Here is a 22,800-nt window from a genome sequence, read left to right on the forward strand (position 1 = left end):
GTCGCGGTAGCTGATGGTCTCGGGGTAGACGAACTGAGACTGGGCTTCTGCCCCCTGTCTGGACGCGCGTACCTTGTGTGCAAGCTCATCCGAAGCCGCATCAGTTACCGCCACCACAGAACGCAGGCTGCCTGCGGCCTGGCGCATGCCTTCGCTGCGGGCCTTTTGCGCCTGTACCGTGGCTTCTTCCGCCGCCTGCTGCGCAGATTCTGCATTGCGGGCGCTGATGCTTGCCTCCTCCGTTCTATGGTCGGCCTCGCGCATTTTTTCCTTCATGCTGTCCAGCATGGCGGCCATTGCATTACGAAGCACGGCAAATTCGCTTTTGTAGCTGCTGGACACGGGTGTATCGAGCTTGCCGTCGGCCACAGAGCGTGAAAAGGCCGACAAGGACAAAATGGGCTTGATGATGATCTTGTTCAGCATAAGAAAAATGATGCAGAAAAGGGCCAGAAGGGTTCCTGCGGCCATCAGGGTTGTGTTCTGGTTGGACTGGGCCAGACTTCGGGCTTCAGCGTAAAGCTCCGCATCGGGCACGGCAATGCCAAGGCCCATGCCTGTGGGCGAAACGCTATAGAAAATGGTGGTTGGTTTGCCGTCGACTGTTGTGGAAAACTGCGTCTGTCCTTCAGGTTTGACCGTGTTCAGTATGGCGGCGGCGTCCTTGAAGGGCAGTTTGTCCACGGGCTGCAACAGCAGGGCCTTGTCTGCGGGAAAAGCCGTAATGAGCTTGCTGCGCGTATCAATAGCAAAAGCGGATGATGAAGGCGTGATGCGAATACCGCCCACAACTTCGCGCAGGTATTCCATACTTACGCCAAGAGACGATATGCCGATGATGCGCCCGTCTTTTCCATACATGATGCCGCTGACTGTAATAAGGAGCGTGTCGATGGAATCGTCCAGATATGGCGCAGACCAGTAAACCGTTTGCGGAAGCCGCTGTTTCCTGTCCCAATGCTGGGGCAGGGCCTGCGTATACCACGGCTTGCTCACATAGTTATACTCTGGCGTGGCGTACTCCATACTCATCACAAGCTTGCCCTTGTCCCAACGGGCGTACGGACCGAAAAATCTGATACTGTCGGAAAAAACATCCGGCTCGTACCACAGTCCACAGCCCACAGCCTTGGGGTAGCGTGCAAGGGTACTCAAAAGATAGGCCTTGGCTTCCTCATCAATGTTCATGCCCGTATTCTGGCGCACCAGCAGCAGGTTTTCACCAGCGGAGGCGATGCTGGCTACCGCATCCTGAGTGACGGTCATATAGGTGTTGATTTTTTGCGTTTCAGCGCTGATGCGTTGCTCCACCGTGGATTTGGTCTGGGCAATGTAGCTGTTTTCCATAACATTCATATTGCGCAGCAGCAGGGCAAAGCCGCTAAAAGCAACAATTATCGTTGTTCCAATAAGCAGAAGCGTTTTGTAGCGGACTGAAATATTCATGGCCGTGGTGCTCTCCTTAAATATCAAATCTATAATGGCATACGGTGCGAGCTATTTTACGAATGTTATCCTGTGACTAGTGTAAATAGATAAAACAGAAATATACCACATTGAGAAGTGACAAAGCTGTCACGACAATGTTGTACAGGCTGCGACATGGCTGTCATGTTTATTTCAGTATTTGCTAATACATGCTGGTATTATATAGGCAAGGATGTTTATTAACTGATATAGTTTAGGACACATGATTCTGGCCATGTTTTGCTTTTTGTGTCTAAAAACGCCTTGCGGTTTGACTCAAAGCCCGTAAAACGCATGCTTGGGGGGGCGTTATGCTGACGCTGAAAGCGAAAATGCGTGACAAAAATGTCATTGGAGAAGAAATAAAAAATCGGTCTTCTGGAAAAAAATTCCAAAAGACCGATTTTTTATATTCGAAAAGGGAAAGGGTTCTGCGATGGGACTGGCAGGCAGATCAACGGCGAAGCAGCCTTAGGCATTGCAGAAGCAAGCTTGGGCCTTCTGTTTCAGGTCCGGGAAATCTTTGTGACGCAGTGAAAGAAGAACGGAAGTTTTTGGCGATAGGGGCAAAAGATGTGGGGAGGCCTTTTGGCAAAAGGCCTCCCCACAAAATCGTTCAAATGAAAAGCGCTCTAGTCGCCGCTGTCCATGCGAAAGTCCACACGGATTTTGAAAAGTTTGGTGGCGGGCAGGTTGAGAATGGGTATGCCTGACTGCGCGCTTATGCCGTCCAGAGTCGCCTGCGTTTCTTCAGCCGACGGGCTGATAAGGGTAAACCAGATGTTGTAGTCGTGCTCACGCAGGTAGTTGTGGGTCACGCCGGGTTTGGCGTTTACTTCGGCCACAAAGTTTTCCATTTTTTCTTGCGGCACCTTGGCGGCGCACAGCGTGGACACAAAACCGAGCTTGGCCGACTGAAAATTGGCGCCAAGCCGCCGGATAATCTTGCGGGCCTTGAGGCTGCGTACTCTGTCCAGCGCTTCCTGTTCTTCAATGCCCAGGCGTTGCCCAAGTTCGGCATAGGGCCGGGGGCACAGAGGAAATCCCGTCTGGATGATATCAAGCAATTGTCTGTCCAGGCTGTCCATCGGGGCCGAATCCTGCTGGGTATCCGCTGGCGTCGCGGTGTGGGCTTGCGTGGTCATGACTTTTCCTTATCTGGAGCAGTTACGCTTTGAAATGAATTGGCGGCGCAGCGCCGTTGCTGCCGCGTCAGGGCATTCAACTTTTGAAGGTTAAAATGCCCCGGAGGCCGTTTGTTCCGGTTTGGCATGTATGCGGGGTGCCCCTGCAAGCCGGTTCAAAAACAGCGGCATGCCGCTGCTGCTATGGCTGATCTGCTATGGCGCTCAAAACCCGGCCACGTGCAAGGGCTCTGCGCCCAATCCGCCTTGTGGCTTTGCCGCAGGCAGGCCGTGGGGCGGGTATGATACCGATCCCCTAACCCTTGCCCTCTGCATTTCTTTTACGGGTCTTGGCAGGGATATAGGTACACAAAGGCTCTTCGCCCATATGGTCGCCGTCCATACTGTCGGCGCGGGCGCGGCAGCCGCCACAGACCTTGTGGTACTCGCATTCGCCGCACTTGCCAGTATAGCAGGACTGGTCGCGAAACTGCAAAAAGTACTTGCTCTCACGCCAAATCTGGGGAAAGGGCGTTTCGCGCACGTTGCCGCAGTTCAGTTCAAGGTAGCCACAGGGCTGCACCTGCCCAACGTGACTGATAAAGCAGAAGCCGATGCCGCCCAGACAGCCCCGCGTGACAGCGTCCATGCCGAAATTGTCGGGCGTGACGCTGATGCCTTCTTCCTTGGCCCGCTGGCGCATGATGCGGTAATAGTGCGGCGCGCAGGTAGCCTTGAGGTGCATCTGGGTGGTTTTGCGAAAGTCGTACAACCAGTGCAGCACTTCTTCGTATTCTTCAGCTGTGATGACCTGATCGGCAAGGCCTGCGGCGCGGCCCATAGGCACCAGCAGAAAGATGTGCCAGGCTGCCGCGCCGATGCGCTCGCACAGCTCGAATATTTTTTTGAAACTTGTCAGATTGTTGCGTGTGACCGTGGTGTTGATCTGAAAGGGCACACCTGCGGCCTTGAGGTACTCAATACCGCGCATGGAGGCTTCAAAAGCGCCGGGCACACCGCGAAAGCTGTCGTGGCTGGCCGCATCCGCACCGTCGATGGAGATTGAGCAGCGATTGACGCCAGCGTCCTTGATTTTCTGAGCGGTTTCAGGGGTGATGAGGGTTCCGTTGGGCGAAAAGGCGCAGGGCAGCCCCTTGCTGTGGGCATAGGCCACCAGCTCGTATACGTCGGACCGCATCATTGGGTCGCCGCCCGTAAAGATGATGATGGGATTGCCCACCTGCGGGAAGGTGTCGATAAGGGCTTTGGCTTCTGCCGTGGAAAGCTCGCCGGGGTAGGGTTCCGGATGTGCTTCGGCACGGCAGTGCTTACAGGCGAGGTTGCAGGAGCGCGTGACTTCCCAGGCGATAAGGCGGCAGGCCGGGCTGCCGTCTTCAAGCGTGCGCATAGGGGCGTTTATGCCTGCCTGCCCACCGGGGTGGCCGTCCGGATGCCCTGCGGGGTGCTCTGAGGCCTGGCCGGGGTGACCGCTTATGGGATTGCCCGCGCTGCCGGGCATGCCGCCGGGGTGGCCCCCGCCGTGGTGCGAATGGTTGCTCATTATTTTCAGCCTTACCTTGCCAGCTTTTGCGCCAGCAGGGTTTCGGTAAAGTAGGTGATGATGGTGTCAGCGCCAGCGCGCTTGAGCCCCATGAGGGATTCAAGCATGACGGCCTGCTCGTCCACCCAGCCGTTGAGACCTGCGGCACGTATCATCGAATATTCGCCGCTGACCTGATAGGCGCACAGGGGCACGTCCACATTGTCGCGCACAAGGCGGATGATATCTGCGTAGGGCCCGGCGGGCTTGACGATAAGGGCGTCCGCGCCCTCTTCAAGGTCTGCATACGCTTCGCGCAGGGCCTCGCGGGCATTGCCAGGGTCCATCTGGTACGACTTGCGGTCGCCGCTGGACGGCGCGCTTTCGGCAGCTTCGCGAAAAGGCCCGTAATAGGCTGACGCGTATTTGACTGCGTAGGACATCAGGGGCGTGTAGGTGAAGCCCGCGTCGTCCAAACCCTGGCGGATGGCAGCCACGCGGCCGTCCATCATGTCCGAGGGGGCGACCATGTCGGCTCCGGCCCGCACATGACTTACAGCCGTTTGCGCCAGCAAGGGCAGGGTGGCGTCGTTGCACACCACGCCTTCGGGTGAGAGTATGCCGCAATGCCCGTGGCTCATGTATTCGCACAGGCATACGTCGGTCATGACAAACAGCTTGGGCCAGCGTTTTTTAAGCACCCGCACGGCTTCCTGCACGATGCCGTTGTCGGCGTATGCGCCACAGGCTTTATTATCTTTGGCGGCAGGAATGCCGAAAAGAATGACGGAATGCAGGCCCATGTCCACAGCCTGCTCCACCTGCTTTTCCAGTTGGCCGAGGCTCAACTGGAACTGGCCGGGCATTGCGCCGATTTCTTTGCGAAAATTCTGGTCTTCGGTTTCAACCACGAAGTAGGGCTGGATAAGATCTTCCACAAGCAAGGGCGCGGTTTCGCGCACAATGGTGCGGAGTTCTGCAGTGGTACGTAAACGGCGGCCGCGATGGAATGATGTCATGGCTGTTGTCCTTTGTGCTGGCCTTTGCTGTGCCAGCCTGTAGGGATATGCTGCGGCGCGGCTTTGACGGGGCGCGTCGTGTTTTTCAGTAAAAGGCATGCGTGGTTTACGCTGGCGGGCAGGCCGCTCACTATATAAAAGTGAAGGCCCTTGTGCGGGCTGTTCTGCCGTTGCCGCTGCGCCTGCACAGCATGCTTCAGTCTTTATGCGGGCTGAATTTTTGCTGGCAGATAAACTAGCGGCGCGCCTGAACGGAGCGTAGGCGTCTACGTAACCGGGGCGCGCCGCGAAGTTCCATACGGTCAGCGGAATAAAGCCGCGTTATGCTACTTGATGCCGATTTCTTCGTCAGTCAGGTAACATGCCGGGTCCGGGGCCCAGATGTCGTCGTAATAGGCTTCGGCGCGGGCGCGGAAGTTGCCGCCACAGATGTTCAGGAACTGGCACTTGGCACAACGGCCCGTGACGTGGGCTTTTTTGTCCTTGAGCTTGTGCAGCAGTTCGATGGAAGGGTCGTCCCATATCTGCGAGAACGGACGCTCAAGCACATTGCCGAGCACGTGGTTACGCCAGAACTGGTCTGCGTGAACCTTTCCGTCCCAGGAAATACAGCCTATGCCCCGGCCGGAACTGTTGCCTTCATTGTATTGAAGCAGCTCAAAAACTTCTTCCGCACGCTTGGGATCTTCGCGCTTGAGGCGCATCCACACGTAGGGGCCGTCGGCGTGGTTATCAACCGTAAGGATTTCCTTACCCTTGCCAGCGTCGAACAGGGCGCGGGTTTCATCCATGATGAGGTCCAGAACCTGACGGGTTTCCGCGTGGTCCAGATCTTCCTTGATAAGCTCGGAACCGCGGCCAGAGTAAACGAGGTGGTAAAAACAGGCGCGGGGAATTTCCATATCCTTGAGCAGACGGAAAATTCCGGGAATTTCACCGGCATTGCGCTTGTTGATGGTAAGGCGCAGGCCCACCTTGAGGCCTTCGGCCTGGCAGTTGGCAATGCCTTCCAGAGCCTTGCGGAAAGCTCCGGGCACAGCGCGGAATTTGTCGTGTATCTCTTCCATACCGTCAAGGGAAATGCCCACGTACGAAAGACCCACGGCCTTGAGTTCGCGTGCCTTTTCCTTGGTGATAAGGGTGCCGTTGGTGGAAATGACCGCGCGCATGCCCCTGGAGGTGGCGTGACTGGCAAGTTCCACCAGATCTTTGCGTACCAGCGGTTCGCCGCCGGAGAAAAGCATGACCGGCGCGCCGTAGGCCGCCAGATCATCAATCATGGCCTTGGCCTGAACGGTGCTGATGTCGTCTGAACCGTCAACTTCAACGGCGTGGGCATAGCAATGCACGCACTTGAGGTTGCAACGCTGGGTCATGTTCCAGACCACTACAGGCTTTTTATCCTTGGAAAACTGCAGCAGATGCGAAGGCAGTTTGCCGGATTCGCGGCCATAACGCAGCGCGTCCGAAGGCTCAACCTGACCGCAGTACAACTTGGAAATGCCAATCATTACACAATCCTTATTGTTCGATGCATTTTTTCAGTACGGCAAAGGCCTCATCCAGGCCTTCGGGCTGTGTGCCGCCCGCCTGGGCCAGATCGGGTCTGCCGCCGCCAGCGCCGCCGCAGGGCGCAGCCACGGGCTTGATAAGAGCGGGCGCTGTAAATCTGCCGTGCAGATCCTTGGAGACATAAATAAGCATGCCCACCTTGCCCTCTTCCACAGTGGCAAGGCATGCCACCGTATTTTCAGAAAGGCGCGAGCGTACATCGTCCATAACTTCACGCAGGGCCTTGACGGGCACGTTGTCCAGCCGGGCGGCCAGGAGGCGCACGCCGTTGACTTCTTCAGCACGGGCGGCAAGCTCAGCGCCGGAGGCCGGAGCCGCCGAAGCTTTTTCAGAGGCCTTGCGCAGCTTCTTCACTTCGGCATGCAGGGCCTGTACGCGTTCGGCAAGCTGACCGGGCCGGGCCTTGAGCAGGGCGGAAAGACCGTCCAGTTCAGAGCGTTGCTCCACGGCATGCCCGTATGCGTTCCAGCCCGTGACGGCCTCAATGCGGCGGGTGCCTGCGGCAACGCCGCTTTCGCTCACAACAAGAAAGGCTCCGGCTTCGCCCGTACGGGACAAATGTGTTCCCCCGCACAGTTCAACGGATTCAGGATCGCACGTTTCGCCGCCGGAAACTGTGAGCACGCGCACAGTGTCACCATATTTTTCATTAAAGAGGGCCATAGCCCCGGAGGCCACGGCATCAGCCATCGCCATTTCCTTGGCGGAAACCTCAAGATCGGCCATTATGGCGGCGTTGACCTGGCGCTCGACGGCGGCCAGTTCTTCGGGCGTCAGCGCTGCAATATGCGAAAAGTCGAAGCGCAGGCGGCTGCCGTCTACCAGTGAGCCAGCCTGCTTCACATGAGTGCCCAGCACCCGGCGCAGGGCCGCGTGCAGCAAATGCGTGCAGGTATGGTTGCGGGCCGTGGCCTTGCGTTCATCGGGGTCGACGGCCAGGCGCACTTCCTTGCCCTGAAGGATTTCGCCTCTGGTGACTTCGATTTCGTGCACCAGCAGCTGCGGGGCAGGTTTGTGCGTGGTAATGACCCTGGCTTCGCCTGAAGTGGCGCTCATAAGCCCGGTGTCACCCGCCTGCCCGCCGCCTTCGCCGTAGAAGGGCGTGGCTTCAGTGACGGCATAGCCGCTTTCGCCTTCACCGAGCACGTCCACGGGCTGGCCAGCCGCGTCAAGCAGCACGGTTACAGGGCTTTGGGCCGTCAGGCCGTCATAGCCCACAAAACGGCTCTGCGCGCCGCCATCCGCAAGGGATTTGAAGGGATTGGATCCATTTTCGGCCTGGCCAAGCAGGCCACCCTTTTTCTGGTGCTCGCGAGCGCGCTGACGCTGTTCCTGCATGTATTTTTCAAAGCCTGGAGCATCGGCGCTGAAGCCGCGTTTTTCGGCCACGTCGGTCACGATGTCCAGCGGGAAGCCGTACGTGTCGTACAGTTTGAAGCAGAAATCACCGGGAATGAGGGTCTTGCCCTGCGCCTTGAGGGAGGCCAGCTCTTCGTCAAGCAGGTCCAGCCCTTTTTTGAGCGTCAGGGAGAAGCGCTGTTCTTCCTCGAACACGGCGCGGTCGATAAAGTCGGCACTTTCCACAAGTTCGGGATAGGCGTCGCCCATAACTTCGGTGACCTTGCGGGCCACCTTGTGCATGAAGGGTTCGTTCACGCCCATAAGGGTGGCGAAGCGCAGGGCGCGGCGGATAAGGCGGCGCAGCACGTAGCCCCGGTTTTCGTTGGAGGGCAGCACGCCGCCCGCAATGAGGAAGGCGGCGGCGCGGCTGTGGTCAGCAATGACGCGCAGGGCCGTGTCCACATCATTGGTGTCAGGGGCGCTGAAGCTGTACTTCACGCCCGCAAGACCCGCCGCGAACTGGATAATGTCCTGAAAAAGATCGCAGTCAAAGTTGGAACGCTTGCCCTGGGCCACGGCAGCCATGCGTTCAAGGCCCATGCCCGTATCGATGTTTGGCTTGGCCAGGGGGGTGCGGGTGCCGTCGGCGCTCTGGTCGAACTGGGTGAACACCAGGTTCCAGATTTCAAGAAAACGGTCGCAGTCGCACACGCCGATGCCGCAGTCGGGCCCACAGGACATGTCTTCGCCCTGGTCCACATAAATTTCGGAGCAAGGGCCGCAGGGGCCTGTATCGCCCATAGTCCAGAAGTTGTCCTTCTCGCCCATGCGAACGATGCGGTCGGCGGGCAGCTGGGCTATTTCGGCCCACAGTTCTGCGGCTTCGTCGTCTTCACGAAAAACAGTAACCCACAGCTTGTCCTTGGAAAGTTCCAGTTCCTTGGTTACGAAATCCCAGGCCCAGGTGATGGCTTCGCGCTTGAAATAATCGCCAAAGGCAAAGTTGCCGAGCATTTCAAAAAACGTGTGGTGGCGCGCGGTGCGCCCCACGTTTTCCAGGTCATTGTGCTTGCCCGAAACGCGCAGGCATTTCTGGCAGGTTGTGGCGCGGGAGTAGGAGCGCTTTTCTTCGCCAAGAAAGAGTTTTTTGAATTGCACCATGCCGGAGTTGGCAAAAAGCAACGTGGGATCGTTGGGCGGAATAATGGGCCCGGAAGAGACGATTTCGTGCTGGTGGCTGTGAAAAAACTCAAGATAGCGGCGGCGGATTTCTTTAGCGGTGAGCATAGGGGCTCCTGATGAAGGCTGCTCGGTGTGACCCCCGCCCTTACAAGGCGGGGGCCGAACTGGTCATTGCCGTAAGTGGTCACGGTCGCGGGCAGGCAGCCCGCAATTGTGCGGGCTGCTCTGCCGGACAGTGCTAATCGTCAGAGGAGACGGGGTCTTGCCCTTCGTCCTGATCTTCGGCTGTGGGAACGAATTCCTTGGGGTGCAGGCCCAGAAATTCCACAACCTTGGCTTCAATCTGATTGCGCAGGTCGATATTTTCGTCCAGCAGGGCGCGTACTTTTTCGCGTCCCTGGCCCAGTTTTTCAGAGCCAAAGGCGAACCACGAACCGCTCTGGTCGACGATCTTGGCCTCGATGCCGAGGTCGAGCAACTCGCCCGAACGCGAAATGCCCTGGCCGTAAAGAATGTCGAAAATGGCGCTGCGGAAGGGCGGCGCAACCTTGTTTTTGACCACCTTGACCCTGGTGCGGGAACCAAAGGATTCTTCCTTGTCCTTGAGGGTCTGGATGCGGCGGATGTCGAGGCGCACTGACGAATAGAACTTCAGTGCGTTGCCGCCTGTGGTGGTTTCAGGGCTGCCGTAGCCCGTGACGCCAATCTTCATGCGGATCTGGTTGATGAAGATGACCGAAGTGCGCGATTTGTGGATCGTGCCCGTAAGGCGGCGCATGGCGTGCGACATAAGGCGGGCATGGCCGCCCACCTGGGTTTCGCCCATGTCGCCTTCAAGTTCGGCCTGAGGAATCAGGGCCGCTACGGAGTCGACAACCACAAGGTCAACCGCGCCGGAACGCACGAGCATGTCGGCAATATCCAGAGCCTGTTCACCGTAGTCGGGCTGCGAGATGAGCAATTCGTCCGTATTGACGCCCAGGCGCTTGGCGTAGGTCACGTCAAGCGCGTGTTCCGCGTCAACAAAGGCGCAGGTTCCGCCCATGCGCTGGCATTCGGCGATGATGTGCAGGGTAAGGGTGGTTTTGCCCGAAGATTCGGGCCCGAAAATTTCCGATATGCGCCCACGCGGAATGCCGCCCACTCCCAAGGCCAGGTCAAGGCCAATGGAACCTGTGGGAATGACGGGTATATTCACATGAGCGTCGTCAGAAAGCTTCATGACAGCGCCCTTGCCGTATTTACGTTCAATGGTGGCAAGGGCAGTGCCCAGGGCTTCTGCGCGCGCGTTTTCAGGGCTCAGGGCCGGTTTTTTGGCCATAGCTTTTTTGCTCCGGGTAAAGATATCTTCAAGCTCATCATTATAGCAAAGGGCCGGGCGCAAGGCAAATGCTCCGCGTCAGTGGCCCGGTTTGCCGTGCCGCTGGGCCAGTTGGGCGTGTTTACAGGTTTTGTCAGAAAAATTCATACTTCTGGCAACAAACCGCCGCTGTGTCTGAAGTAGATTGCAGCGTTATATGGCGTACAACCGTGTTCGGTTTCGTATTCAGCCTTGCAGTCCGGCATTGGGCTGGCAGATGGCGTCAGCCTTTGCGGCAATATGGCTGACTCACTGGTGCAGTGCTGGTTTTATGGTGCAGCGGGGGCTTCATACCGCTCTTTTTTTACTGTTTCAGGGCCAGCAAGTTTGGCGCACTCTATTGATGGTAATTATCGATAATGGATCTGGCAAGAAATTTCCCTCGCCTGCCTCTTGCCTAGTGCGGCGTGTCTGGCATACAAGCGCGGCATGAGCAATCAGCCTGACATCATCGTACTTTTTTCTGGCGGACTGGACAGCATTCTCGCTGCCAAGGTTCTGGAACGGCAGGGACTTAAGGTCCGTTGCCTGCACTTCATCACGCCTTTTTTCGGTTCGGCAAAAGCTGTGCCGTACTGGCGCAACGTCTATAATCTGGACATCGTAAGCCAGGACGTGGGTGAAGATTTTGCAAATATGCTGCGCCAGCGTCCGGAACACGGCTTCGGCAAGGTCATGAATCCCTGCGTGGACTGCAAAATACTGCTGCTGCGCAAGGCGCGCATCTATATGGAATCTGTGGGGGCAAAGGGGCTTGCCACTGGTGAAGTGCTGGGGCAGCGGCCCATGTCGCAACGGCGCGACACCCTGCACCTTATCATGCGTGACGCCGGGGTAAGCGGTACATTGCTGCGCCCGCTCTGCGCTACGCATTTGCCGCTTACGCAGATGGAAGAAAGCGGCCTTGTGGACCGCACAAAGCTGTTAAGTTTTTCTGGCCGGGGACGCCGCGATCAGCTTGATCTGGCGGCAGAGCTGGGCATAACGGAAATTCCCACGCCCGGCGGTGGTTGCCGCCTGACGGAAAAAGAAAACGCCCGCCGCTACTGGACAGTGCTGACCCTGCTGCCTTGTGCCAGCAATGAAGATTTTACTCTGGCAAATCTTGGCCGCCAGTTCTGGCATCATGAAGATGGCGCGCACTACTGGTTGTGCATTGGCCGCAACGGGGCTGATAACGACAAGCTGGCTGCTGCCGTGCAGCCCGATGACATGCTGCTGCGCCTGCGTGATCTGGCCGGACCTATGGCTTTGGCCCGCCACGGTGCAAGCTGGCCGCGTCATGTGCTGGAGAGCGCAGCGGCCCAGGCGGCCTCGTATGCGCCCAAGGCCGTGGCTTCAGGCGGCCCTGTGGCTGTTCGTGTGCGTCAGGGACAGGCCGAGGGCGAATCGCTTCTTGATCTTGAAGTGAAGCCGGAAAGGCTGGAGCAATTTTGGGGTGAAACTCCCTGGGACGACATCAAGGTTGTCATCAAGGCCGAAGCAAGAGAAAGGTTTGAGGCAGCACTGCAAAGTAAACAAAAGCCAACCCAAGCAGACGGGGAATAAGCATCGGCCATACTGCAAAAGATGCCAATAAAGGTTTGTGGTCTGCTTTACAAAGATAGCGCTTGAAGATATATGCATCCATTGCGTTAATAGTTTGTGTTTGCGCCCCCAGCGGCGTCCGCCGGAGGATTACATGGATCACAAGGACTTGGAGTATTTTCGCAAACTTCTGTCAGAGATGCTTGAAGAAGCCCAGCAAAAGGGCGACAGCACCATTGAAGAATTGACCGATAGCAATGAAGTGTTTGCTGACCCTGCCGACAGGGCCACAGCAGAATCCGATCGCGCCTTTACCCTGCGCATTCGTGACCGGGAACGCCGCCTCATTCGCAAGATCCAGGCCGCGTTGACGCGTATCGATGACGGAACGTACGGCATTTGCGAGGATTGCGGCGATGACATCAGCATCCCGCGTCTCAAGGCCCGGCCCGTCACTCGGCTGTGCATCAACTGCAAAGCCAAGCAGGAAGAGGACGAACACCTGAGAGGAGACTAGCGTACTGCCGCAAGCGGCTTTTGCTCTCTGACGGTGTCAGATAATCATTTGTTTTTTTGCTGCGTGCTACACCCGCACTGATTCGCTGCCTGAGGGCCAAAGGCTCTACAGGCTCCCAAAGGGCTTATGGGACGACTGCAAGGGTTTTTGAGAAATCCTTGTGCGACGGCGCGGGGTTGACACACGGCAAGGTTTGCTTGCACGGCCAGAAAAACAGGAGCAGCCTTTGCAACTGCTCTTTGCTTCAGCCATGCCGCCTTTTCGCCCATCGGGCCGCGTCTGACGCAATGGCGCGGCCCGGGCTTATATATGGCGTCGCTTTTTATTACAGATACAGTGCCGCTGCTGCACAGATTCGTCTTCATGCATTGAAGGCATAAACGTTCCCGCCCATTGGCGGGTTTTTGCATATTTATGGACGCACATCTTTTTCGCCGTTTTTGTGAAGACCTGACGCCCCAGTTAGCCGGGGCACGGGTTGAAAAATTGCAGGAGCCCGCACCCGGCTTTCTTGTGCTCACCTGGTACGGCGGCGGGCGCAAACGTCAGTTGTGCCTGCGGTATGCCCGCAAGGAGCCTTTCTGCTTTTTGAGCGGCAGCCGTATCAGCGCGGGCAAGGCTCCTTCGGCCCAGATAATGCGTCTGCGCAAATATGCGTCTGGCCGCCGCATTGTTTCCTGCGTGGTAAAATTCTGCGACAGGCAGCTCTGGCTCTTGCTGGCCGGGGGAGACAGTATGCTTTCGGGCGCGGAACACGGCGGTGCTGATTCTGATCCAGGCGCGTTTCGCCTCACCTGGCTTTTGCTGGACCTGCGGGAGGGGCCGTCCCTGCATTTTTTGACCGAGGCTGAAGCGCCGGAAGAAGAGCGCCCCCAATGGCCTGAACCTGCCCAGTTGGCGCAAGCGCGCCAGAACTGGCGCGAATGGCCAGTGCTCACTCCGGCCCTGCGCCGCACCCTGGCCTGTCTGGAAGAGCCGGAGCAATGGGCCTTGGTGGAAGATTTGCGTGCCGGAGGCGGCGACGTGTTTTGCTACGGCCTGGCAACTTGTGAAGCACCGGACGTTTTGTCTGATGCCGCCGCTGACCGGTGTGAGGAAACCTCTTCTTTTTCATGCAGCAACAGCGGCACTGGCGGTTCCATTCGCTCCATACGGGCCATCAGCGCATGGCCTTTGTTGCCGGAACAGCAAGCGGCTCTGCTGACAGCGGACGAGTCGGCATCCGGCCTGCTCCTGTGCGAGGCGTGCAGCCCTGACGTGCTGGGTCTGACTGAAAAAGCCGGACAGGATATGGTGCTGGGCCGCCTTGCGGGCGAACAGGCCAAAGAGGCTGCTCTGCCACTGGACAGACGTGGGCGCAAACTGACAAAGCTGCTGGACAAACTGCGTGAAGAGGAAAACCGCCTCAGGGCCATGACCGAGACCCAGGCCGATGCGCTGGCCTTGCAGGAAAACCTGTGGCAATGGCCTGCGGAATACAGGGCAGTCAGCGTTGCGGTGGATGCAGGCGCGCACGGCCCGGCCCGCGAAATCCGCCTGGACCCGCGACGTAATGTGCGCGAGGAAATGGCGCGGCTTTTTCATACGGCCCGTCGAGGCTGGCGTGGGTTGGAACATCTGGTACAGCGCCGCAAGACCCTTGAGGAAGAGCTGGCGTCCATAGCGCTTGCCCGGCGCGACAGCCTGCTTGCTGTCGGTCAGGCACAGGCAGGCGGCAGTCAGGCTGGCAAGCGGGGTTCGCTTGCGGGTGGCGGCGCGGGCATGCCCACGGCTCTGCCTAAGAATGTACAGCTTTTTGTCAGTTCAGACGGCTTTGCCCTGCTGCGCGGGCGTGACGCCAAGGGCAATCTTGCGGCCCGTAAGCTGGCGGCTCCTCATGACATTTGGCTGCATGCGGAAAACGGGCCGGGTTCACACGTCATCATACGCCGCGCCCACGGCGGGCAGGAAGTGCCTGCCAGTACGCTGGATGAGGCCGGGTCGCTGGCGGCCAGCAAAAGCTGGCAAAAGGACGCAGCCCGTGCCCGCATCCAGTATGCTGAGGTGCGCCACGTCAAACCCATGCGCAATGCCCCGGCGGGCACTGTGCGCATAGACAAGGTGCTGGCCTCGCGCGAAGTGCCTGTGGACGCCACGCTGGAGGACAAGCTGCTGCCGGAGTAGATGCGTGGTTGCATTTATGTGGTAGCTTTTTTCCGGGTTGCAGATTTTTGATAATTCGGACGGCACCGCTTTGAAGCAGGACTACCCCTGTGCAACGGTATATCTATGCAGATAAGTTCTGTATTATTTACATTCTAAAGCGGGCATTCTGCCGGAAGTGCGTTTCCGGCAGAATGCCCGTTGCGTTGTTGCGGATAATTCGATTTGTCCGCCGCTGTGTAAGTGCGATCTTAAGGTCAGGATGCCTTAAAATTCATATTTCGCCTGCAAGCTGCCAGTCACGCCTTCTCTCTTGCCCGCATAGCCCTGCACGCCAAGGTCGAAAGACAGCGGCAGCGTTTGCGAGGGCGTGAAGGTCAGTCCCAGTTCGCCTATGCCGGTATCGCCACGCAGGGACGGGGCTTTCATGTCATAGCCGTTGGTGGAGGCGCGGGCCTTGCCGTCGAACTCGTGTTCCCAGGCTGCGCCCACGTAGGGGCTGACGTACTCGTTCACCGCATAGGCAAAGCGCGATCCGAAGCGCAGGCGGCTGGAATACACGTCATCAAAATCAATGGGGTCGCCAGTGGACAGCGTAATGGAATCGCCCGTCTGCCTCGTCCAGAAGTATTTGCCGTACAGGTCGAGAGAGGCTTCATCCGTGATATTCCAGATGTAGCCCGTTCCCAGATGCAGGCCGTAATAGGCCGAGGTGGAATCGTAGGAAGCTTCACGCCCGTTGGCATCGCGCAGGTCGGAACTTTCGTAATTATTGTACACATTGCCCGCGCGGCCGGAGGCCTCGGTGTAAAAGTGGCCGGGGCCGGTATTGATGAAGTTCATACGGCCAAGGATGCCGCCGCCGAGGTAGTGCGTGTTGCCGTTGCCATCCACAGAGGCGGCATTGGAAAAGGAATTGTAGGTATTGTACGAGCCGTTGCCGTACTCGAAAAACGCGCCGAAAGTCAGCCTTCCGGGGGTGATGTCCGTTCCCAGGGCCAGACCAGCCAGCAGTGAAAGACTGTGCATGTCCACATGCGAGCCGGAATTGTACCGGACAGAACCGCCGGAAAGCGCGCCGAACCCGGCAATGGGCATGCCTCCCCCGGCAGCGCCGCTCTTTGCCGCTGACACTGCGGAAGCCATACCTTGCCCGGCTGCCACGTCCGCGCCCTGCGTGACCAGTCCAAGGCCGGAAACAAAACCTTCAGACAGGGCCTTCAACTGCTGGTTGACGCTCACGGAATTCACTTTGGCAATCAATTGTCCACTGGTAGCATCAATGCTGAAATCGTAATAAAAAGAAATGCCTTGCCGTACGTTTGTCGCTGAAACGTTTTTCGGTGTATTCTGGGTAGAACTGATAAGTGAGATTGTGCTGCCTGGGGCAAGCACCGAGCCTTGTTCTAGTTCGGTAATCGCCACTTTGGTTCCGGCCAGATCCGTGGGCATCAAGCCACTGACCGTCAGCACAGTGCCGCCGTTGCCAACGGAGGCTGGCAATATAAAATTGTAGTTTTCGAAATTGTGGACGCCTGCGAACGATCCTCGGAAGGCGTTAATGTTCAGAGTATTGCCGCTTATTTGACCTCCACTGCCGGATTGGCCGCCGTATAACGTGGTCGCTGGCCCGAAGGTGGCTCCGCTGTTGATGGTAATACTGTTGTTTGTGGCCGCGCCGGTGTCGCTGTGGCCACCAAAAATGCTGTATGTGTTCACCATGCCGCTGCTGATAATCACACTGTTACCAGTTGCCGCGCCGTTGACGCTTGTGCCGCCAAAGATGCTGCCTGTTGCACCTGTTATACCGCCGTTGATAATGACCACGTTGTCCCGGGCGTCCCCGTTGCCCGCCTGGCCTCCCGTAATCAACAACTCAATCTGCGAATCGCCTGAAAGCAAATCGCGGTTGTTTGTGGCACTGCCACCTGCGAATCCTCCGCGGACATATTTTATCTGCGTATCGCCTGAAACAGTAACGCTGTTGCCCGTGACATTACCGCCCGGTGCGTCTCCGCCAGTAACGCTGTTAACGCTGCCCCCTATTATGGTGACGGTGTTTCTCTCCGCATTGCCGAAACGGCTGAGCCCACCGGAAAGGTATCCAAGGCTGGAATTTGTGGTATTGTCATGAATGACTCCGCCGGACATGTATACTTCGTTTCCGAAAACCAGGCCCGTGTCGCTCCAGCCTGCTCTGGCAACCGCGCCCTTGATATCACCTCCTGTAATAATAAGCTTATTACCGTATACCGATCCGCTGGTGCTTTCTGCTACGTCGATACAGTTAACCACGGCTGAGCCACTGATGGTGACAGTATTATTTGCCGCACTGCCATCGGTGGTTGCTCCTCCGATCACCCAACCATTAGTGATCGTGCCAAGCCCATCGCCGACCCTGCCGCCGGATATGCTGACATGGTTATATGAAACGTCACCAGTATTGCTCCAACCACCTTTAGCGGAGCCGACAACAAGACCTCCGGTCATAGACAGCCGGTTGTCGAAGGCTGCGTTGGAGTTACTTTCTCCAGCTGTGGCATAATTAGCCGTACCACCGGAGAATAAAATGGCGTTGCCAAAGCTTTGACCGTTTGTGCTCCTTCCTCCTATAATCCAGCCATTAGTGTCCGAACCAAGTCCATCGCCGACCGTACCTCTGGATATGGTAACCGTGTTGCCGCTAGCAATGCCCGCTCCATTGGAAGAACCGCCATAAAGATTCTTGGTTACGGAACCACCAGACAGAGTAGCAGCATTATTGGTGACATCGCCCTGCAGGCTCTGTCCGGCAACGGCATGGCCAGCAACTACGCCTCCGGATATATTTACAGCGTTATTATGGGCTCCAAATCCGCTCGTCACAGCCGCGTCATAACCGCCATAGAGGTTATTGTTTACGGTGCCATTAAAAAAATTTACGGTGTTCCTCGTAACCTTCTCCGTATCACTGAGTCCACCGAACACCCGGTGTGGGGCAGTACCGGCGTTGTAGTCAACTGTGACATCGTTTCCAGAAGCGGCTCCCGGAATGAGGCTTGGACTCGTTGCCCCGCCAATAGGGCTTACCTGCAAGGCCGGGTCCGTGCCGTCGTAGGTGACTGTCTCTGCGTTGGACACGTTAAACGATGACAAAGGAATACCGAAGCAACAGATTAGAAAAAATACAAGAGAGCGGGGCATGGGCGTGAACCTCCGGGCAACAAATTGATAAATTTTCTATTGTTGCCCATAAAAAATAAAAAATGGCAATAGGTAAGAAATTACCTGTTGCCATTTACTATCTGATTTTATTGTTTAAAAAATTGTCAGAAATTATGGTTGCATTTCATTCCACTTCTGTATGGCCTGCGCCCGGTTCTTCACTTCAAGCTTGGCGTAGGCCCTGCTGAGGGTATTGCCCACAGTGGACAGGGCCAGTCCCATCTCTTCGGCGATGGCCGCGTTGCTTTTGCCCTGCGCAGCCAGCGCCAGCATATCCATTTCCCGTGTTGATAGTGGCAACTCAACAGGGGGCCGATGCTGCTTCGACAGGGTGAGATGCTCATCCTCAAAATAGTCCGGCATCGGCAGAGGAAAAACACGGTGTAAACGCCGCATGCCCACTGCAAACAATATGAGCAGCAAGCCTGTATAGACAAAGGGGGAGACAGTAAGGTCGGGAAGTCCCGCCTTGGCAAGCAGTGTGGCAGGTATGGCAATGCCAGAACATATCCAGACAGAAGAAGCGGTCAGAGCCGGATGTTTGCCCGCCGCAGCGAAACGTCCGCACACAAGGGTGCCGGCGAATGCCAGTATCTGGTGTCCAATGTTGCAGGCAAGGAAAATGGTTTGATACCCCGAAGATTCAGACGGAAACACCGTCAGCATGGGGCTGGTGGTGAATGCGAAGACCGCGGCGGCCAGCAGGTAAAAGAGCACCCGGTCACCCTTGCGGCCGCATAACAGCCCCATGAGCGGGAAAAACAGCATCAGGCCAAGGTGCATGTACTCCGGAAACATGCCGTGCGCCCGCAGCCGGGCAAAGAACAGATAGCCCAAAAGCCCGTTAAGAAAGAAGCACATCGCCAGAGGCGGCAGTAAATTCCAGAAGCGTGGCGCAAAGGAAACTGGCGGTATACGCTCAGCCACAGGTTGTGGGCCGTAGGCGAAAGAGTTGGAGCCCGCCTGTGAGAGAAGCAATCCTGCAACAATGGCAAAGCCGATGCCAAATACGCTGCGTGCGCTGTTCATGAAGGGCAGATAGCTGTTTACCGCCACACCTGAGGCTGTGACGGTGACGGCTTCCGGGCTGTGTACCAGAGGAGTGAGCAAGGCCCAGCACAAGTGTCCCACCCCTATGGCCAAACCGAAAAAAAGCCCTTGTGAACGGGCCGGAACATGTTGGAAAAAAAGGCGAAAAGCCACGGGCAAAAATAAGGCCCAAAGAAAAGGCTGAAAGGTGTTGAGAGCCCTGTTGCCGTGAAAAGAGCCTTCTGTCAGCGCAGGCGAAACAAGGCAGAAAAGTGAAGCAAACACCAGTATGGCGGGCACGCCGATGCGTAAAAAACTACAGGCCGCGGTGCTGTGCGCCATGCGCCGTTCCAGCGCGTCCAGCGTCAGAGCGGAGCAGAGTAGCCCCAGATAATAGCCGATGACCGTCAGGCCGAACTGCTCAGGCACTACACCGCGTACCTGATAGAAAACAGAAGAAATGTTGTGCGTGGCAAAAAACAGCACCAGAGCAAGCAGCCCAAGGAGCTGATTTTTATTAAGCGATATCGTCTTATTACTCTTTTGGTGCATGACATAACTTTTGACTGTAAAAATATCGCCACAATATGGTTGGCAGCACAACCACCCATAGAGGCGTGCCTCCAGAAATGGAGCAAAGCTTAGCCCGCAGGTGCAATTTCTTGCATCGTTTCAAGTGAGTAAAAAGTATTTTCCATGAAAAGCCAGGCGGTATAAAGCTATTTTTTGGGGCTATGCTGCTTTTTGTTCTCACCTTTTGGAACGTAGACGATTTTTTCCAGAATCGCGTGTCCTTCATGCGCAGATTATGGCACGATTTTTCATTTTTGGCCGAAGACACGGGCTCAGGATACGAGGCCAAAGCTTCATAAAACTATGGAGTTGGGGGGCGGGAGCAAAGCTGCTTTGCGTGGCAGCCAAAGCCGTTTCATTGTGAAACTATTGAGCGCCGTAATCCCACGGTTTTTATTTTTTCAGAATAAAATAGGCCAGACTTCCAAATGCCAGTCCCCAGAAAGGCGCGCCCAGGCCGAGAAGCTCCATGCCCGAAGCTGTTGCCAGAAAGGCAATGACTCCGGCCTCCATATTGTCGCTGTCCTTGAAAACGCCGTAAAGACCTGCCGTAAAGGCGCTCATGAGGGCAAGGCCCGCCAGAACAGCAATGAATACAGCGGGCAGCGCCGCAAAAAGCGAAGTCAGCGTGGTGCCGGACAGCCCGACGAGTATGTACAGCCCTCCGCAGGCCAGCCCTGCAATATAGCGGCGCGAAGGATCTTCGTGCGATTCTTTTCCTGTGCAGATGGCAGCGGTGAGAGACGACAGGTTGATGGCGTGGGAGCCGAACGGGGCGAACAGCAGTGACGTGATGCCCGTTACAGCCATGATGCCGTTGGAAACTACCGGATACCCCGATGCATGAAGAACTGCCATGCCAGAAATGTACTGGCCTGTCAGCGTTACGAGGGCCAGGGGCAGGCCGATGCTGACAATGGTGGCGGCTGACCACTCCGGCGCGGTAAATACGGGCTTTGCCAGAGCAAAGTGCACGGCATCAAAGTGCATCATCCCGGTCAGGGCGGCGATGCCCGTACCGCAGACCAGAACCGCGGCTATGGCATACCGGGGGCACAGCCTGCGAAACAGTATGAAGCAGAGCAGCATGGTCAGGCCAAGCAGCGGTGACATCTGAACGGATGTGAAGATCTTGGCCCCGAAGCTGAACAGGATGCCCGCGAACATCCCGGAATTTACAGCAACAGGTATGCGCCGCATGATGACATCCAGCGAGCCCGTGAGGCCTATGACGGTGATGATGACCGCGCTGGCAAGGTAGGCCCCCACCGCCTGCGCAAAGGGAACACCCGGCAGCATGGCTATCAGCAAGGCCGCGCCTGGCGTTGACCACGCGGTGATGATGGGTACGCGCATCCTCCAGCTCAGAAATATGCCAGAAAGGCCGCTGCCTATAGATACGGCCCATATCCATGACGTAGTGAGCTCATCTGAAAGTCCCGCCAGGCGGGCAGCCTGAAAAATGAGCACAGCAGAGCCCGCATACGATACAATGACCGCCAGCATGCCTGCCACCGCCGCTGTGACGGAAAAATCCTTTTGTAACTGCTTCACCTGTTTCTCCTGTGCGCGGCGGGTCACGCCAGCGCTGCCAGCGCGTTTTTATAGTGGGTAAAAACTGGTATGTAAACGAGCTGGCGGCACGGTAATATGCTGCAAATGTTCTTCAGGCGGCGGATATTGTTCATTGCACGCTGTTTACAGGTAAGGGACTTCAGCGAAAGGCAAGGAGAGTTTTATTCTTTGGGAGAATTGGCGCACGGTTTGGCATACGGGGCTGCTTGAGATTTATCAGGAGAAGGGCGCGGTTACTGCGTTACACCGGTGGAGTTTGCATATAAAAAGGCCGCCCCTTTCGGAGGCGGCCTTCAGCATATTTCAGCCAGGGTATTGCAGCAGCTTTTCAGCGCTGGTCTGCTTCAGCCCGGCATGACTGCCGAAAATGCGTGGGTTTATTTGCCCAGCACTTCCACGGTAGCCATAGCGATTTGCAGTTCTTCGTTGGTGGGAATGATGAGCACGGGCACGGTGCTGTCCGGCGTGGAAATGGTGCGCGCACCGGGCTTGCGGGTGCTGTTTTCCTTGGCGTCGATCTTGATGCCCATATGCTCGAGACCAGCGCACACTTCGGCACGCACGATGTCGTCATTTTCGCCAATACCGGCGGTGAAGACCAGAGCGTCCACATTGCCGTCAAGCAGGAAGTAGTAAGAGCCGAGGGTCTTCTTGATGCTGCGGGTCAGCATTTTGAGAGCCAGGGCTGCGCGGTCGTTGCCCTTTTCCACTTCGGCATGCACGTCGCGCATGTCGGTGTAGCCGCACAGGCCCAGCAGACCGGACTTTTTGTTCATAAGGGTGTCCACCTGCTCGGGGGTGAGACCCTTTTTGTCCATCACAAAGGGCACAATGGCAGGGTCAATGCTGCCGCAGCGGGTGCCCATGATGAGGCCTTCCAGAGGCGTGAGGCCCATGCTGGTGTCGAAGCACTTGCCGTTTTTCACGCAGCTCATGGACGAACCGTTACCAAGGTGCATGGTGATGGAGCGCAGCTCGTTGAGGGGCTTGCCCAGATATTTGGCCGTGGCGCCAGCGATATACTTGTGGGAAGTGCCGTGGAAGCCGTAGCGGCGGATGCGCAGGTCTTCATACAACTCGTAGGGCAGAGCGTACATGAAGGCTTCTTTGGGCATACCCATGCCGAATTCCGTATCGAACACGCCCACGTTGGGCACGCCGGGGAAGAGCTTTTCAGCAACTTCAATGCCCATAAGGTTGGCAGGGTTGTGCAGGGGGCCCAGCACGGAGCATTCGCGCACGATTTCCTTCACGCGTTCGTCCACCAGCACGGGGTCACTGACAGCTTCGCCGCCGTGCAGCACACGGTGGCCGATGCCGGCGATTTCGCTCTTGTCCTTGATAACACCCTTTTCGGCGTCAGTCAGAAGAGAGATGACCAGTTCCATAGCCTGCACATGGGTGGGGAAGTGTGCAGTGCGGATGACCTTTTCTTCTTTGTCCGTATCAGGGGCGATTTTGTGGGTCAGGCGGCCTTCGTCCTGTCCGATGCGTTCGGCAAGGCCGGAGCACAGGACGGCGTGGGTATCCATTTCCAGCAGTTGGTACTTGCAGGACGATGAGCCCGCGTTGATGACCAGGATTTTCATGTGTCTTCCTTTTCGTGTTGGCAGAGGTGGGGGAGGGGC

Annotated in this window: 13 protein-coding genes and 1 pseudogene; 3 read left to right on the plus strand and 11 right to left on the minus strand. The window is 57.0% G+C overall.

Annotation, left to right across the window (positions count from 1 at the left end):
- The 7 genes and pseudogenes from QM579_RS03325 to recA all read right to left on the minus strand — a co-directional run.
- Nucleotides 1-1,446 (minus strand): annotated as a pseudogene (locus QM579_RS03325) (hypothetical protein); the annotation flags it as partial.
- A 653-nt stretch (nucleotides 1,447-2,099) separates the two neighbouring features.
- On the minus strand, nucleotides 2,100-2,612 hold the full coding sequence (locus QM579_RS03330; protein ID WP_414997799.1) for an AsnC family transcriptional regulator: 513 nt from the start codon (nucleotides 2,610-2,612) through the stop codon (nucleotides 2,100-2,102).
- Nucleotides 2,613-2,907: 295 nt separating this feature from the next.
- Nucleotides 2,908-4,152: a heme b synthase gene (gene ahbD / locus QM579_RS03335; RefSeq protein WP_414997800.1), complete on the minus strand. Its 1,245-nt coding sequence runs from the start codon at nucleotides 4,150-4,152 to the stop codon at nucleotides 2,908-2,910.
- Nucleotides 4,153-4,163: 11 nt separating this feature from the next.
- Entirely contained in the window at nucleotides 4,164-5,150 is a 987-nt protein-coding gene (gene hemB, locus QM579_RS03340; protein ID WP_414997801.1) for a porphobilinogen synthase, read from the minus strand.
- A 326-nt stretch (nucleotides 5,151-5,476) separates the two neighbouring features.
- On the minus strand, nucleotides 5,477-6,661 hold the full coding sequence (gene ahbC, locus QM579_RS03345; RefSeq protein WP_183721193.1) for a 12,18-didecarboxysiroheme deacetylase: 1,185 nt from the start codon (nucleotides 6,659-6,661) through the stop codon (nucleotides 5,477-5,479).
- 10 nt (nucleotides 6,662-6,671) lie between these two features.
- Nucleotides 6,672-9,350 carry an alanine--tRNA ligase gene (alaS, locus tag QM579_RS03350; RefSeq protein WP_414997802.1) on the minus strand — a complete coding sequence of 893 codons (2,679 nt, stop codon included), beginning with the start codon at nucleotides 9,348-9,350 and terminating at the stop codon, nucleotides 6,672-6,674.
- Between the two features lie 133 nt (nucleotides 9,351-9,483).
- Nucleotides 9,484-10,566, minus strand: a complete 1,083-nt coding sequence (gene recA, locus QM579_RS03355; RefSeq protein ID WP_414997803.1) for a recombinase RecA — start codon at nucleotides 10,564-10,566, stop codon at nucleotides 9,484-9,486.
- Nucleotides 10,567-11,034: 468 nt separating this feature from the next.
- On the opposite strand from recA, the gene QM579_RS03360 reads away from it, so the two are divergent.
- The 3 genes from QM579_RS03360 (at nucleotide 11,035) to QM579_RS03370 (ending at nucleotide 14,812) form a co-directional block, all read left to right on the plus strand.
- A complete protein-coding gene (locus QM579_RS03360) occupies nucleotides 11,035-12,153 on the plus strand; it encodes a tRNA(5-methylaminomethyl-2-thiouridylate) methyltransferase (protein WP_414997804.1) in 1,119 nt (372 codons plus the stop codon).
- A gap of 133 nt (nucleotides 12,154-12,286) precedes the next feature.
- Nucleotides 12,287-12,649: an RNA polymerase-binding protein DksA gene (gene dksA, locus QM579_RS03365; protein ID WP_179980589.1), complete on the plus strand. Its 363-nt coding sequence runs from the start codon at nucleotides 12,287-12,289 to the stop codon at nucleotides 12,647-12,649.
- Nucleotides 12,650-13,063: 414 nt separating this feature from the next.
- Complete coding sequence (locus tag QM579_RS03370; protein ID WP_414997805.1) at nucleotides 13,064-14,812, plus strand: NFACT RNA binding domain-containing protein; 1,749 nt, start codon at nucleotides 13,064-13,066, stop codon at nucleotides 14,810-14,812.
- 246 nt (nucleotides 14,813-15,058) lie between these two features.
- On the opposite strand, the gene QM579_RS03375 is transcribed toward QM579_RS03370, so the two are convergent.
- The 4 genes from QM579_RS03375 to QM579_RS03390 all read right to left on the minus strand — a co-directional run bounded on the left by QM579_RS03375 (nucleotide 15,059) and on the right by QM579_RS03390 (nucleotide 22,761).
- Nucleotides 15,059-17,974 carry a beta strand repeat-containing protein gene (locus tag QM579_RS03375; RefSeq protein WP_414997806.1) on the minus strand — a complete coding sequence of 972 codons (2,916 nt, stop codon included), beginning with the start codon at nucleotides 17,972-17,974 and terminating at the stop codon, nucleotides 15,059-15,061.
- A gap of 132 nt (nucleotides 17,975-18,106) precedes the next feature.
- A complete protein-coding gene (locus tag QM579_RS03380) occupies nucleotides 18,107-19,576 on the minus strand; it encodes a response regulator transcription factor (RefSeq protein WP_414997807.1) in 1,470 nt (489 codons plus the stop codon).
- Nucleotides 19,577-19,990: 414 nt separating this feature from the next.
- Nucleotides 19,991-21,151, minus strand: a complete 1,161-nt coding sequence (locus QM579_RS03385) for a benzoate/H(+) symporter BenE family transporter (RefSeq protein ID WP_414997808.1) — start codon at nucleotides 21,149-21,151, stop codon at nucleotides 19,991-19,993.
- Between the two features lie 398 nt (nucleotides 21,152-21,549).
- Nucleotides 21,550-22,761, minus strand: coding sequence for an acetate kinase (locus QM579_RS03390; protein ID WP_414997809.1), 1,212 nt, complete (start codon nucleotides 22,759-22,761; stop codon nucleotides 21,550-21,552).
- Between the last annotated feature and the right edge of the window lie 39 nt (nucleotides 22,762-22,800).

It is taken from the genome of Desulfovibrio sp. (assembly GCF_047607245.1).
Taxonomy (GTDB): Bacteria; Desulfobacterota; Desulfovibrionia; order Desulfovibrionales; family Desulfovibrionaceae; genus Desulfovibrio.